The following is a 13,674-nucleotide window of genomic DNA, read 5'->3' as shown; positions in this document are numbered from 1 at the left end:
ACAGCGCCTCGGCCTCACCACGGGCGATGCCGGTCAGCCGCGTGCGGTAGCCGCCGATGAGGCGATAGCCGCCGCTGCGCCCCCGGTCCGCGTAGACGGGCACGCCGGCCTCCGACAGCGCGAGCACGTCGCGGGAGACCGTCCGCTCGGAGACCTCCAGCTCGGCGGCGAGCTCGGCGCCGGTCATGGCACGCCGCGCCTGCAGCAGCAGCACCATCTTGATCAACCGGGACGCGCGCATGCGCAGCATTCTGCCGCCGCCCCGCGGCAGCGTGAACCACCGCGGGGGGCCGTCGCCCGGAGACCCTGATCAGGCGAGTCCGTACGCCTCCGAGGCCTCTCGCACCGTCTCGCGCTTGACCTCGCCGCGCCGCGCGAGCTGGGCCAGCGCCGCGACGACGATCGACTCCGGGTCGACGCCGAAGTGACGGCGGGCCGCCTCCCGGGTGTCGGAGAGGCCGAACCCGTCGGTGCCGAGGGAGGACCAGTCCTGGGGAACCCACTGGCTGATCTGGTCCGGCACGGCCCGCATCCAGTCGCTGACGGCCAGCACCGGGCCCGGGGCGTCCTCGAGCACGCGCGTCACGTACGGAATCCGGTCCTCGCCCCGCAGCTGCGCGGCGTCGCACTCCAGGGCGTCGCGCCGCAGCTCGCCCCAGGAGGGGGCCGACCACACGTCGGCGGTCACGCCCCACTCCTCGGCGAGCATCCGCTGGGCGTCGAGCACCCAGTGGACGGCCGTGCCGCTGGCCAGCAGCTGGATGCGCGGCGAACCGGGCTCGGCGGCCGTGCCCTCGCGGAAGCGGTAGAGCCCCTTGACGATGCCTTCCTCGACGTCCTGGACGCTGCCTTCGCCCTCGCCCGTCACGGGCAGCGGCGGCTGCACCTTCGGCTCGTTGTAGACCGTGAGGTAGTAGAGGACGTCCTCGTTGGCGGCCGGGTCCGGACCGTACATCCGGCGCAGCCCGTCCTTGACGATGGCGCCCACCTCGTAGGCGAAGGCCGGGTCGTAGGTGAGGACCGCCGGGTTGGTCGAGGCGAGCAGCGGCGAGTGACCGTCCGCGTGCTGGAGGCCCTCGCCCGTCATCGTCGTACGGCCGGCCGTCGCGCCGATGACGAACCCGCGCCCGAGCTGGTCGGCCAGCGACCAGAACTGGTCACCTGTGCGCTGGAATCCGAACATCGAGTAGAAGATGTAGAAGGGGATCATCGGTTCGCCGTGCGTGGCGTACGAGGTGGCCGCCGCCGTGAAGTCGGCGAGTGAACCGGCCTCGGTGATGCCCTCGTTGAGGATCTGACCGTCCGACGCCTCTTTGTAGTAAAGGAGTTGGTCGCGGTCGACCGGGTCGTAGTTCTGGCCGAGCGGTGAGTAGATCCCGGCGGAGGGGAAGAGGGACTCCATCCCGAAGGTGCGCGCCTCGTCCGGTACGACGGGGACCCAGCGCCTGCCGGTCTCCTTCTCCTTCATCAGGTCCTTCACGAGCCGGACGAACGCCATGGTCGTGGCGATCTCCTGACTGCCGGAGCCCTTCTTCAGCGCGTCGAAGGGCTTCGCCGACGGCTCGGGCAGCGCCACCGGATGCACCTTGCGCGCGGGAGCGGGCCCGCCGAGTTCGGCACGGCGCTCCTGGAGGTAGCGCACCTCGGGGGAGTCCGGGCCCGGGTGCACGTACGGGACCAGCTCGTCGTCCAGCTTGCTGTCCGGGACCGGCAGTTCGAGCAGGTCCCGCATCGCGCGGAACTCCTTGCCGGTGAGCTTCTTCATCTGGTGGTTGGCGTTGCGCGACTCGAAGCCCGGGCCCAGCGTCCAGCCCTTCACGGTCTGCGCGAGGATCACGGTCGGCGCGCCCTCGTGCTCGACGGCGGCCTTGTACGCGGCGTACACCTTGCGCGGCTCGTGTCCGGCCCGCGAGGTGTGGAAGCAGGCAGCGATCTGGTCGTCGGTGAGCAGCCGCGCCATCTCGGCGAGCGCGGGATCGGTGCCGAAGAAGTGCTCGCGTATGTAGGCGGCGTCGCGGGTCGCGTACGTCTGGAACTGGGCGTCGGGCACCTCGCGCAGGCGGCGTACGAGGGCGCCCGTGGTGTCCAGCTGGAGCAGCTCGTCCCAGGCGGCGCCCCACAGCGACTTGACCACGTTCCAGCCGGCGGCGCGGAACTGCGCCTCCAGCTCCTGCACGATCTTGAAGTTGGCACGGACGGGGCCGTCGAGGCGCTGGAGGTTGCAGTTGACGACGAAGGTGAGGTTGTCCAGCTGCTCGCGTCCGGCCAGCGCGAGGGCGGCGGTCGACTCGGGCTCGTCCATCTCGCCGTCGCCCAGGAAGGCCCACACGTGGGAGGTGGAGGTGTCCTTGATGCCGCGGTGGGTCAGATAGCGGTTGAAGCGCGCCTGGTAGACCGCGTTGATCGGGCCGATGCCCATGGAGACGGTCGGGAACTCCCACAGCCACGGCAGCCGCCGCGGGTGGGGATAGGAGGGCAGGCCGCGCCCTGCGCCCGGACCACCGGCCTCCTGGCGGAAGCGGTCGAGGTCGTTCTCGGTGAGCCGGCCGTCCAGGAAGGCGCGGGCGTAGATGCCGGGGGAGGCGTGGCCCTGGATGTAGAGCTGGTCGCCGGAGCCGCCCGACCCACCGGGGGCCAGGCCGTCCTTGCCGCGGAAGAAGTGCTGGAAGCCCGTCTCGTAGAGCCATGCGGCGGAGGCGAAGGTCGCGATGTGCCCGCCGAGCCCGTAGCGGCTGCCGCGGGTGACCATCGCGGCGGCGTTCCAGCGGTTCCACGCGGTGATCCTGGCCTCCATCTGCTCGTCACCGGGGAAGTCCGGTTCGGCGGAGGTCGGGATGGTGTTGACGTATTCCGTCTCCAGCAGGTGCGGCACGCGCAGTCCGCTCTCGCGGGCGTGCTCCAGGGTCCGGCGCATCAGGTACGAGGCGCGCTCGGACCCGGCGTGCGCGGTCACGGCGTCCAGCGATGCCCGCCACTCGGCGGTCTCCTGCGGGTCGCGGTCCGGGAGCTGATCGAGCTCGCTCGGCTGGTTGCGTACGGGACGGGGCATGGTGGCCGCCTTCCGGACGTGCTGATGGGACGGGGGTGGGGTCGTGCGGAGGTGATGCGGAGTGATGCGGAAGTGGTGCGGATGCGGGCGGTGCTCCTGAAGGGCAGGACAGGACGGGCCCAGCAATCGGACTGTACTCCTACGATCGATGATCGATCAAAGCTCATCGTGAAATTGGCATTCCGTGCCTCGGAAGTCGGCACGCGGTGTCGCGTACGGAGATGCCCGCTCCTCCCGGCGGGAGCGAGCGCTCACCTCACAGCGAGAACAGCCGCGCCGCGTTGTCGTGGCAGACGGCGCGCAGCCAGTCCGCGCCCAGGCCCGTCTCCTCCAGCGACTTGAGCGCGTGGGCGTAGGAGTAGGGGATGTTCGGGAAGTCCGTCCCGAGCAGTACCCGGTCCTGAAGGGCGGCCAGGCGGGGGAGGGCGGTGCGGGGGAAGGGTGCGGCCGCCTCGACGAACGAGGTGAACGCCATGGTCGTGTCCAGCATGACGCGGTCGTACTGCTCCGCCAGGCCCATGAACTCCTCGTACTCCGGCATCCCGAGGTGGGCGACGACCAGCGGCAGCCGCGGATGCCGGGCCAGCAGCGCGGCCATCGGCCCGGGCCCGGTGAAGGCGCCCGGCGCGGGGCCGGAACCGCAGTGCGTCACCACGGGGACCCCCGCCTCCGCCAGCAGCCCCCAGACCTCCTTCAGCAGCGGGTCGTTGGGGTCGTAACCGCCGACCTGAAGGTGGCTCTTGAACACCCGCGCCCCCTGGTCGAGGGCGCGGCGCACGTCGTCGGCGGCGCTCGGCTCGGCGAAGAACGTGGCGGTGTGAAGGCAGTCCGGCGTCCGTGACGCGAAGTCGGCGGCCCAGTCGTTGAGCCACCGGGCCATGCCCGGCTTGTGGGGGTAGAGCATCGAGGTGAACGCCTTCACGCCGAACCCCCGCAGCACATCAAGCCGTTGCTGCTCCTCGTGCCGGTAGTTGATGGGCCAGGGCTGCCCGACGAGGGGGCCGCCCTCGTCGAAGTACGCCCATACCTTGGCCAGTACACGCTGCGGCATGAAGTGGGTGTGGACGTCGATCAGGGACTCCAGCCCCAACGACGCGCGGAACGCCGCGACTTCGGCGTGTTCCTCGGAGTCCTCGGATTCCCCGAACTCCTCCGACTCCGCCGGCTCCTCCGACACTGACACCCCGGACCTCCCGATCGTCGCGCCACTCCGCGCTCCCGGCACCCGCTTGGAGTGCACCTTCGCCCACTCCCCGGTTCACGGGGGCGGCACCGGCCACCTCATCACACGCTCAGGGCCGGCCGGTATGCAGCGTCCGCCGAGCCGGACCGGCTCCGGATCGTAGGACGGGCCCGCCCCGCGGGCGTCACAGGCGGTGCACGCCCTCGCCGCCCAGCGGAATCCCGCGCAGCTTCTGCTTCTGGATCTTCCCCGAGCCCGTACGGGGAAGGGCGTCGACCTGCTCGAAGTGGGCGGGCACCTTGTACTTCGCCAACCGCCCCTCCAGGAACGCCCGCAGTTCCCCGCCCGAGACCTCCGCTCCGGAGCGCAGAGTCACGAAGGCGCGTCCCACCTGGCCCCACTTCTCGTGCGGTACGCCGACGACTGCGCAGCCCGTCACGGCGGGATGCCCGAACAGGGCGCCCTCGACCTCGGCGGGATAGACGTTCTCGCCGCCGGAGATGTACATGTCCTTGACCCTGTCGACGATGGACACGTAGCCGTCCTCGTCACGCGTCGCGATGTCCCCTGAGTGGAACCACCCGCCTTCGGAGAAGGCCGCGGCCGTCGCCCCCGGGTCGTTCCAGTACCCGGGCGTGACGTTCGGTCCCTGGATCAGGACCTCGCCCCGCTCCCCGGCCTCCACGTCCGTCAGGTCGGGGCGCACCAGCCGCACGTTCACGAAGAACGCGGGCAGCCCGGCCGTGCCGGCCTTGTTGATGCTCTCCGCCGCCTCCAGGAACGTCGCACCGGGTGCCGTCTCGGTGAGCCCGTAGCCCTGGCAGAAGACCAGGCCCCGTTCCTGGTACGTGCGGATGAGCGTCTCCGGGATCGGGGCGCCCCCCGACATCAGGTTCCGCAACGAGGAGAGGTCCGCGTCCTTCCAGCGGGGGGACTGGGCGAACGCGGCGAACATCGTCGTCACCCCGAACATCCAGGTGATGCGGTGCTCGGCCATCAGGTCGTAGCAGGCGTCGACGTCCCACGACGGCATGATCACGCAGCAGCCGCCCTTGAGGAACGTGGGGAGCAGCGTCTGGTTGAGCGCCGCGACGTGGAACAGCGGGGCGCTGATCAGCGTCACCTCGTCGGAGGCGATGTCGAGGCCCACCATCAGGTTGAGGGTGTTCCAGATGAGGTTGGCGTGGGTGAGCGTGGCGCCCTTGGGCCTGCCGGTGGTCCCGGAGGTGTAGAGGATGAACGCGGTGTCGTCACGCGAGACGGGGACGTCGACGGGCTCCGGGTCGCCGGAGGCCAGCCAGGGCTCGTAGTCCTCCTCGCCCGCTGCCGGATCGCGCAGGGCGACGACGGTGCCGAGCCCTTCGCGGACGGTGAGTGCGCCGACCGTCTCGGCGCACTCGGGTCCGTGGACGAGTGCCGAGGCGCCGCAATGGCCGAGCACGTAGTCCAGTTCTGGCGCCGTCAGCCGGAAGTTGAGCGGCACGAAGACGGCGCCGAGCATGTGTGCGGCGAACATCGTCTCGGCGAAGGCCGGATGGTTCACGCCCAGGTACGCGACCCTGTCGCCTGCCCGTACACCGGCGTTCCTCAGCTTCGAGGCCACCTTCGTGCTGCGCTCGTACACCTCGGCGTAGCTCACCGGGGCGCCCTCGTGGATGAAGGCCGTGCGGCGGGGCGACAGTTGGGCCCGCCGCACGGGCCAAGACCCGATGCCCTCGTTCTGCATCTTCAGCTCCATGGTTCCTGGCTTCCGGCCGGGTACGGCTGGGCATGCACGTGCGGGCCCCTCAGGGGGAGGGCAGGGAACCGGCGCCGGCGGGACGCGGGGCGCCGGCCGTCTCCGTTTCCTCGCTCAGGTCCTTCCCGCTGGTCTCGCCGAGCAGCAGGATGCACACCATCGTCAGCACACAGAAGGCCGCGATGACCAGCGATACGACGAGGGTGGCTCCGCCGCCGGACGCGCGCTGGACCTCGGCGAAGAGCAGCGGGGCCAGCCCCGCGCCCATCCCGGAGAGCTGGTAGCCGAGCGAGGCTCCCGTGTAGCGGTTGCGGGTGCTGAACATCTCCGCGTACAGCGCCGCGAGCGGCCCGTACATCATCGGGTGGATGACGGACTGGCCGAGCACGAGCGCGCAGGTCAGCAGCAGCGCACTCCCGGCGTCGACCATCGGGAAGAGCACGAAACCGAAGACGGCCATCAGGGCCGCCCCCGCCAGGACGACGGGACGCCGCCCCAGCCGGTCCGACAGCGCGGACCACCCGATGATGCCGAAGACCGCCAGCGCGGAGGAGAGGGTGAGCGCGTTGAGCACCGTCTGCCGCTCGTGCCCGGTCTGGACACCGTGGGCGATGAGGAAGGTCGTGAGCGTTCCCTGCGCGATGAAGGCCGCCAGCCCTACCCCGACGGCGAGCAGCAGATTGCGCGGATGACGTCGCAGGAGGTCCAGCAGGGGGAGCCTGCTCTCCTTCGCCGGGTCGCGGCGGGAGGCGGCGAAGACCGGTGTCTCCTCCACCCGCATCCGCACGAACAGGCCCACGGCCAGCAGCACGATGCTCAGCAGGAAGGGGACGCGCCAGCCCCAGGCGAGGAAGGCCTCCTCGCCGACCAGTGCGCCCGTGCCAGTGAGGGCCGCGGTCGAGAGCACCATGCCGCAGGGTGCACCGGCGTTGGTGAAGCTCGCCCACAGGCCCCGGCGAGTACGGGCGTGCTCGGCCGACATCAGTACGGCGCCGCCCCACTCGCCGCCGACCGCCACGCCCTGCAGCACGCGGAGCAGGACCAGCAGGACAGCTGCCCAGCTGCCCACCTGTTCGTACGTCGGGAGCACGCCGATCAGGAAGCTCACCGCGCCCATCAGCGTCATCGTCAGCACGAGCATGCGTTTGCGGCCCAGCCGGTCGCCGTAGTGCCCGAAGACGACGCCGCCGAGAGGGCGTGCCAGGTAGCCGGCGGCGAAGGTGCCGAAGCTCGCGACCGTACCGGCCAGCGGATCCAGGTCGGTGAAGAAGACCCTGCTGAAGACCACGGCCGAGGCGGTGGCGTAGAGCAGGAAGTCGTAGTACTCGATCACGCTCCCGAAGAAGCTGGAGGTGACCGCGCGGTGCAGCTGGGTGTTGTCGGGAGGTGGTGTTGCGGAGTTGGCCATGACTGCCGTCCCGTGTCCGTCGCGAGCGTCCGCGTCAGCGGGCGGACTCGCGTCCGATGTTGCTGCGGTGACCGTGACTGCGACCGTGAGCGTGAAGCTCAGGCGTAGTGCCGGTAGAGGGCCCGGCCTACGCAGGCGGGCTTGTCCGAACCGTCGTTCTCCACCGTGAAGTCGAGCTCCATCTGGACCCCGCCCCCGGCCACGTCCTCCACGGCGCCGACCTTGCCGGTCAGCCGGATCTTGCTGCCGACGGGTACGGGGCTGGGGAAACGCACCTTCCCCAGGCCGTAGTTGACGCTCATCGAGACGCCGGTGATCTGGAGCAGCTCGGTGAAGAGGGGGATGACCAGCGAGAGAGTCAGGTATCCGTGCGCGATCGTACGGCCGAAGGGCCCCTCCTCCGCTCTTGCCGTGTCGACGTGTATCCACTGGTGGTCGCCGGTCGCGTCGGCGAAGGTGTTCACACGTTCCTGGGTGATCTCCAGCCAGTCGCTGCCGCCCAGGTCCGCGCCGGCCAGCGCCTTCAGCTCCTCGATGCCGTGTGCGGTGGTGGTCACGCGCCTTCTCCCTCCACTGGTCGCGCTGACGGCTTGGTGAGGCCGAGCAGCCTTGCTGCGTTGTCCTTGAGGATCTTGGGGCGTACGGCGGGCTTGATCTCGAGCTTGTCGAAGTCGGCCAGCCAGCGGTCGGGTGTGATGACCGGGTAGTCCGAGCCGAAGAGGACCTTGTCCTTGAGCAGGCTGTTGGCGTACCGGACCAGCTGCGGCGGGAAGTACTTCGGCGACCAGCCGGACAGGTCGATGTGGACGTACGGCTTGTGCGTGGCGACGGCGAGCGCCTCGTCCTGCCAGGGGAAGGAGGGGTGCGCGAGGATGATGCGCAACTCCGGGAAGTCCACGGCGACATCGTCGACCAGCATCGGGTTCGAGTACTTCAGCCGGATCCCACCGCCTCCCGGGACGCCCGCGCCGATGCCGGTCTGGCCGGTGTGGAAGAGGGCCGGGACGCCGAGTTCCTCGATCGCCCCGTACAGCGGGTAGGCCATGCGGTCGTCCGGCGCGAAGCCCTGGATGCTGGGATGGAACTTGAAGCCGCGCACGCCGAAGACCTCCACGAGCCTGCGTGCCTCGCGTACGGCGGCCTTGCCCTTCCACGGATCGACACTCGCGAACGGGATCAGCACGTCCGCGTGCGCGGCGCAGCTCTCGGCGATCTCCTCGTTGGAGATGCGGGGATGACCGGTCGCGTGCTCGGCGTCCACGGTGAAGACGACCGCGGCCATGTTGCGTTCACGGTAGTAGGCGGCCATCTGCCCGATCGTGGGCTGCCGTTCGGTGTGCGACTTGAAGTAGTCGGCCGAGGCGCCCAGGAGTTCGGGGCTCAGCGAGCCGTGCCCGTCGGCGGAGACCTCCGCATGGGTGTGGACGTCGATGGCCGTCAACTTCTCGACGTCGATGCGGAGTTCGGCCGCGACGCTCATCCTCGCTCCTCCGGCGGTCGCGGGGCGGGGATGCCGTACGTCTCAGGCTGTGAGCCCGGCCCGGCCGCCCATGCCTCGGCGATGGAGTCGGCGTCCCAGCCGCCGTCGGCGTACACGGCAGGCGCCTTCTCCTGCGGGTGCGTCCACAGCGTGAGCTTGTCGCCCCCGATGCCGATCGCCTGCCCGGTCACCTCGCTCGCGGCGTCGGAGGCGAGGTAGACCACCAGGGGCGCGGCGTCCTGCGCCGTACCGAACCCCTCGTCCCTGCGGAGCCAGCCGGGCAGCGGTTCCCCGGTCTTCTCCGCCTCCTCGATCAGCGGCGCGAAGGCCGGGATGGTCCTCGTCATCTCCGTGGCCGCCACGGGCACGACCGCGTTGGCGGTGATGCGCGCACGCGCCAGCTCGAGCGCCCACGTACGGGCCATGGCCACGATGCCCGCCTTGGCGGCCGCGTAGTTCGTCTGCCCGAAGTTGCCGCGCTGGCCCGCCGGGGAGGAGACCAGGATCAGCCGGCCGCCGGTGCCCTGTTCGCGCATGCGGACGGCGGCAGCGCGGGCGCATGTGAACGTGCCGCGAAGGTGCACGTCGACGACGGCGTCGAAGTCGTCGTCGGACATCTTCCACAGCACCCTGTCCCGCAGGATGCCCGCGTTGGTGACCATGACGTCGAGCCGCCCGAAGGCGTCGACCGCCGTCTCCACAAGCGAGTTCGCGGTCGCGGTGTCGCCGACGGGCGCGACCACGGCCACCGCCGAGCCGCCCGCATCGGTGATCTTCTTGACCGCCGCTTCGGCGGCCGCGGCGTCGACGTCGTTGATCACGACGGACGCTCCGGCAGCGGCGAGCGCCTCCGCGTAGGCGAGGCCGAGGCCCCGCCCGCTCCCGGTGACGACGGCCGATTTCCCGGACAGGTCCATGACTGCGTACCTCTCTCGGTGCGTCTGTACGCCAGGAACGTAAGGCTGTCTCGTGACGCTCGTCAATAATGTGCACAACATCGAGCTGCGCGGCTACGCTCTTACGTGTGACGCTCAGCAGTGAAGAGGACCAGGGTCAGAGACCGTCGGCGCGACCGCAGTCCCTGATGTTCAGCTTCCTCGGCATCTACGTCCTCGGGCGCGGCACGGGCGTCTACTCGGGCAGCATCATCGACGTCTTCGCCAGGGTCGGGGTCTCCGAGGAGGCCGTCCGTTCGACACTGGCCCGCATGGTCAAGCGGAACCTGCTGGTGCGCCACCGGCAGGGCCGCAAGGTGTACTTCGCGCTCACCCCCCACGCCGAAGAGGTGCTCCAGGACGGCCACCGCCGCATCTGGGAGACGGGTGCGGTCAACCGCGACTGGGACGGCAGCTGGACACTCGTGGGGTTCTCGCTGCCCGACAGCCGGCGCCGCGAGCGGCACGACCTGCGCTCCCAGCTGATCTGGGAAGGGTTCGGGCCGCTCCAGAGCGGACTGTGGATCGCGCCGGGTGAGAAGGACGCCGTGGCGATCCTCGCGCCGCTCGGCCTCGACGGGCACGTCACCGTGCTGAAGGCGGAGGCCGCCAAGCCCACCGAGGCGGCCGACCTCGTACGGAAGGCCTTCGACACCTCGGCAATCGCCGACGGCTACCGCGCCTTCCTGGGGCGCTGGGACACCGGAAGCCCGTCACCCTCCGCACCCGACGACCTGGCCCGGCAGCTCATGCTGCACACCGACTGGCTCCAGCTGGTCCGCCAGGACCCCCATCTCCCCGCCGGGCAGCTGCCGCAGGACTGGCCGGCCATCAGAGCGGAGAAGTGCTTCCGGTCCCTCGCGCGGAAGTACGACCCGGTCGCCGGGCGCATCGCGGAGAGGGTGCTGGACGTCATGACGCTCACGTGAGCCGCGCCTTCGCGTGCGGCGGGACCGGGAAGACCACTCAGCCGGGTGGTCCCCTCCTGACCGGGCATCTGCCGGGTCCGTTGCGGTCGATCCTGGCACTCGACTGAAAGGGGGGTACACCATGACGGTTATGGCCGAGCGCATGTCTCAGATGCAGGTCGAGGAATTCGAGGAGATCGCCTCCAAAGCACCCGAGACCGTCATGTTGAAGTTCATCGACGGACGGATCGGGGTCAAGAGCATGCCTGACGAGGACCACGCCACCATCACGATGTGGTTGATCCGGCAGTGCATCCAGGCCCGGCCGGACCTGGATCTGCATCCGGAACAGGGCCTGAGAGTCGGGCCGTTCCGTAACGGCCGTGCCCGGACCGATGGTGCGCTCGCTCAGTTGGCTCACTTGGCCGGGCAGGGAGAGTGGGCGGATCCGAGCGGTGTCCTGATGGCGGTGGAGGTGACTGCCTACGACGAGGACACCGACCGGCGGGACCGGCTGGAGAAGCCGTCCGCCTGTGCCGCCGCTGGGATCCCGGTCTACCTGCTCATCGACCGCGACTCCTGCACGGTCGTCGTGCACAGCGGCCCCGACTCGGGAGGTGCTCGCCACCGGGACGTCCACACCTCACGCTTCGGCGAGACAGTGAAGCTTCCCGAACCTGTCGGGATCGAACTGGACACGGAGATCCTGAAGAACTACGTCTGTTGAGCGCCGGGGCTCAGGCCCCGGTTCCGCCGCCGTCCCGGGGCGCCGGAGCACAGCCCAGCACGTGGGCCTTGACCAGCTCGGAGATGCGCGGATCGTTCCGGCGGAACGCCTCCATGACCGCCTCGTGCTCCTCCGCGTAGGACTGCTGCACCGTGCCCAGCCAGCGGATCGAGAGCGCCGTCCACACCTCGATGCCCAGCGACTCCCAGGTGTGCAGCAGCACGCTGTTGCCGGCGGCCCTCACCATCTCCCGGTGGAAGGCGACCGTGTGCCGCACCTGCGCCTCGCCGTCACCGGCCCGGTCGGCCTCGTACAGCGCCGCCACGTGCGGTTCCAGCGTTGACGCGTCACCCGCGAGGCGGGGTGCGGCCAGCTCGGCGGCGATCTGCTCCAGCCCGGCACGTACGGGATAGATCTCCTCCAGGTCCGCCCCGGACAACTCCCGTACGCGCACACCCTTGTTGGGGGCCGACTCGATCAGCCGCAGCGTCTCCAGCTCGCGCAGCGCCTCCCGGACGGGCGTCTGGCTGACCTCCAGCTCGACGGCGATCCGCCGTTCGACGATCCGCTCGCCGGGCTGCCACCGGCCACTGACGATGCCCTCCACGATGTGCTCGCGGATCTGCTCGCGCAGCGAGTGAGCGAGGGGCCGGGACGGAGTCGAGGTCACAGGCGCGGCCTTCTTCCTGGGGAGCTTCTCGGCGGGACTTCGGTGGTACGCGGCGAGACACGTCGGGGCACGCCGGGACAGGTGCCTCGACAATACGGCCCCGTAGGTCACGGCCGCGCCCGGCCGGTGTCACGATCCGCGTGTGGCTCGTCACCCGGCCCAGCCGGTGACGGCCACCACCTCCTGCGCGATGTCCACGACGGAGCGCCCGTCGCTGACCACGCGAACGGTGCCGGCGGGAGCCCGGTCGTCCAGGATGCGCGCCTTCCGGGCGCTGCTCCGCAACCCCTCCTCCAGCTCCGAACCGAGCTCCCGGCCCGTCAGCCGCTCCTCGGCCGTGCGGTCGGAGGCGGTGAGCAGGACACGGACGATGCGTACTCCGGCTCCCATGGCGCGCTGGAAGACTCCCGCCATCTCCGGCATGACGCTGAGCGTGTTCGTGTAGATCAGGCGACGGTGGCCCAACTCGGCGTAGTTCGCCCACACGGCGGTCAGATTGCGCTCGACGATCTTCGTGCGGTGCGGATCGCCGTCCGGGGCGGGATGCACCTGGCCCATGAAGTCGCCCTCGATGACGGCGTGGGAGACCTCGGCGGCACGCAGCCGTGCCGAAACCTCCCACGCCACGCTCGACTTGCCGACTCCGGCGCGCCCTCCGATGAGCAGTACCTCCGCGTGTCCCATCGCAGCAGCGTGCCAGGCTCTCGTCCGCTCGTGAACTCGCCGTTCTGACCATGGTGTTGCGGCCACGGTCACATCTCGGTGGCCGCTCCCGGCTCCCTCGGTCAGAGTCCTTTGCACGGGACGCACGGCGTCCCGTGAACCGGGGGAACAGCAGAGGAAGTGTGCCAGGGACCGCATCCAGGCCTGCCTCTGCTGGGCGGCCGGCCCGGGAACGGCAAGCAGGTCCGGGCACGGCCGCCCGGGGAACGCCCCTGCCCGTACGCAACCGCGGGCAGGGGCCTCGCACTTGCACCATGGGCCCGGCGTCGACGGAGCGGCGGCGTCCGCACGCGCCCAGGTGGCCAACGAGCGCGGAGCCTTCGGCCCGCGCTCCTGACTCGACCGCGGCTCACTCCTCCCCGTCGGTACCGTTCTGCCGGAGCAGCGCCGTGCCCACCGAAGTGAGCTGGTGGAAGACGCTGTTGGCGTGCCGGTGGCTGACGATGAGGCCCGCATCCCGGAGGACGGCTGCGTGCTGGCTCGCCGACGAGGCCGATATGTCGACACGGCGGGCGAGTTCGGTGGTGTTGGGGATCGCGACCGCCGCCCGCAGCACCGCTGCCCGTGTGACGCCCAGCAGCCGGGCCAGCGGATCGCCTGCGGGGTCCGCGGCTCCGTAGGACTCGGGGGTCATCCACTGCGGATCGCGGTCGAGGGGATAGAGGATCGTCGGCGGCAAGTCCGGATCGGCCAGCGGCACGGGGCGGTTCCAGAGGAACTGGGACGGCACCAGCAGAAGTCCCCGCCCCTGCAAGTGCAGTTCGCGGTCCACGGGATGCCCGGTGAGCTCCAGTACGGGCGGCCGCCAGCGCATCGCAGGCCGGAAGCTGTCCAACAGGCCCTGCGCACCGCC

12 protein-coding genes and 1 pseudogene are annotated in these 13,674 nt (G+C 70.4%); 2 read left to right on the top strand and 11 right to left on the bottom strand.

Annotation, left to right across the window (positions count from 1 at the left end; all coding sequences use genetic code 11):
- The 8 genes from H5J26_RS21290 to H5J26_RS21255 all read right to left on the bottom strand — a co-directional run.
- On the bottom strand, nucleotides 1-241 hold a 241-nt coding region (locus H5J26_RS21290; RefSeq protein WP_181767518.1), incomplete at its 3' end, for a helix-turn-helix transcriptional regulator.
- Nucleotides 242-310: 69 nt separating this feature from the next.
- A complete protein-coding gene (aceE, locus tag H5J26_RS21285) occupies nucleotides 311-3,049 on the bottom strand; it encodes a pyruvate dehydrogenase (acetyl-transferring), homodimeric type (protein ID WP_181767517.1) in 2,739 nt (912 codons plus the stop codon).
- A 256-nt stretch (nucleotides 3,050-3,305) separates the two neighbouring features.
- Entirely contained in the window at nucleotides 3,306-4,226 is a 921-nt protein-coding gene (locus H5J26_RS21280) for an amidohydrolase family protein (protein ID WP_419183829.1), read from the bottom strand.
- A 190-nt stretch (nucleotides 4,227-4,416) separates the two neighbouring features.
- A complete protein-coding gene (locus H5J26_RS21275; protein WP_181767520.1) occupies nucleotides 4,417-5,958 on the bottom strand; it encodes an acyl-CoA synthetase in 1,542 nt (513 codons plus the stop codon).
- Between the two features lie 61 nt (nucleotides 5,959-6,019).
- On the bottom strand, nucleotides 6,020-7,378 hold the full coding sequence (locus tag H5J26_RS21270; RefSeq protein WP_181767516.1) for an MFS transporter: 1,359 nt from the start codon (nucleotides 7,376-7,378) through the stop codon (nucleotides 6,020-6,022).
- A gap of 98 nt (nucleotides 7,379-7,476) precedes the next feature.
- Nucleotides 7,477-7,935 carry a MaoC family dehydratase gene (locus H5J26_RS21265; protein ID WP_181767515.1) on the bottom strand — a complete coding sequence of 153 codons (459 nt, stop codon included), beginning with the start codon at nucleotides 7,933-7,935 and terminating at the stop codon, nucleotides 7,477-7,479.
- On the bottom strand, nucleotides 7,932-8,834 hold the full coding sequence (locus H5J26_RS21260) for an amidohydrolase family protein (protein WP_309238011.1): 903 nt from the start codon (nucleotides 8,832-8,834) through the stop codon (nucleotides 7,932-7,934). Before H5J26_RS21260 ends, H5J26_RS21265 begins: the two co-directional genes overlap by 4 nt.
- 20 nt (nucleotides 8,835-8,854) lie before the next feature.
- Complete coding sequence (locus H5J26_RS21255) at nucleotides 8,855-9,775, bottom strand: SDR family oxidoreductase (protein WP_181767513.1); 921 nt, start codon at nucleotides 9,773-9,775, stop codon at nucleotides 8,855-8,857.
- Nucleotides 9,776-9,882: 107 nt separating this feature from the next.
- Between H5J26_RS21255 and H5J26_RS21250 the strand changes: the two genes are divergently transcribed.
- Nucleotides 9,883-10,722, top strand: coding sequence for a PaaX family transcriptional regulator C-terminal domain-containing protein (locus H5J26_RS21250; RefSeq protein ID WP_309238010.1), 840 nt, complete (start codon nucleotides 9,883-9,885; stop codon nucleotides 10,720-10,722).
- Nucleotides 10,723-10,843: 121 nt separating this feature from the next.
- Nucleotides 10,844-11,428, top strand: a complete 585-nt coding sequence (locus tag H5J26_RS21245) for a Uma2 family endonuclease (RefSeq protein ID WP_181767512.1) — start codon at nucleotides 10,844-10,846, stop codon at nucleotides 11,426-11,428.
- 10 nt (nucleotides 11,429-11,438) lie between these two features.
- Here the strand turns inward: H5J26_RS21245 and H5J26_RS21240 are convergent, their stop codons facing one another.
- The 3 genes and pseudogenes from H5J26_RS21240 to H5J26_RS21230 form a co-directional block, all read right to left on the bottom strand.
- Nucleotides 11,439-12,098: a GntR family transcriptional regulator gene (locus H5J26_RS21240; protein WP_181767511.1), complete on the bottom strand. Its 660-nt coding sequence runs from the start codon at nucleotides 12,096-12,098 to the stop codon at nucleotides 11,439-11,441.
- 150 nt (nucleotides 12,099-12,248) lie between these two features.
- Nucleotides 12,249-12,782, bottom strand: coding sequence for an AAA family ATPase (locus H5J26_RS21235; protein WP_181767510.1), 534 nt, complete (start codon nucleotides 12,780-12,782; stop codon nucleotides 12,249-12,251).
- Between the two features lie 388 nt (nucleotides 12,783-13,170).
- Nucleotides 13,171-13,674, bottom strand: a pseudogene (locus H5J26_RS21230) (ArsR family transcriptional regulator); the annotation flags it as partial.

Origin of the sequence: Streptomyces albidus (ex Kaewkla and Franco 2022), assembly GCF_013870515.1 — a bacterium.
In the GTDB taxonomy this organism is placed as follows: Bacteria; Actinomycetota; Actinomycetes; order Streptomycetales; family Streptomycetaceae; genus Streptomyces; species Streptomyces albidus.
The sequence above is the reverse complement of the archived record's forward strand: the minus strand, read 5'-3'. Positions and strand labels throughout refer to the sequence as shown.

Excerpts from the sequence above, each read along its gene's own strand:
- H5J26_RS21245 (WP_181767512.1), top strand. The coding sequence starts at position 10,844 with ATGACGGTTATGGCCGAGCGCATGTCTCAGATGCAGGTCGAGGAATTC.
- H5J26_RS21275 (WP_181767520.1), bottom strand. The coding sequence starts at position 5,958 with ATGCAGAACGAGGGCATCGGGTCTTGGCCCGTGCGGCGGGCCCAACTG.
- H5J26_RS21255 (WP_181767513.1), bottom strand. The coding sequence starts at position 9,775 with ATGGACCTGTCCGGGAAATCGGCCGTCGTCACCGGGAGCGGGCGGGGC.
- H5J26_RS21235 (WP_181767510.1), bottom strand. The coding sequence starts at position 12,782 with ATGGGACACGCGGAGGTACTGCTCATCGGAGGGCGCGCCGGAGTCGGC.
- aceE (WP_181767517.1), bottom strand. The coding sequence starts at position 3,049 with ATGCCCCGTCCCGTACGCAACCAGCCGAGCGAGCTCGATCAGCTCCCG.
- H5J26_RS21270 (WP_181767516.1), bottom strand. The coding sequence starts at position 7,378 with ATGGCCAACTCCGCAACACCACCTCCCGACAACACCCAGCTGCACCGC.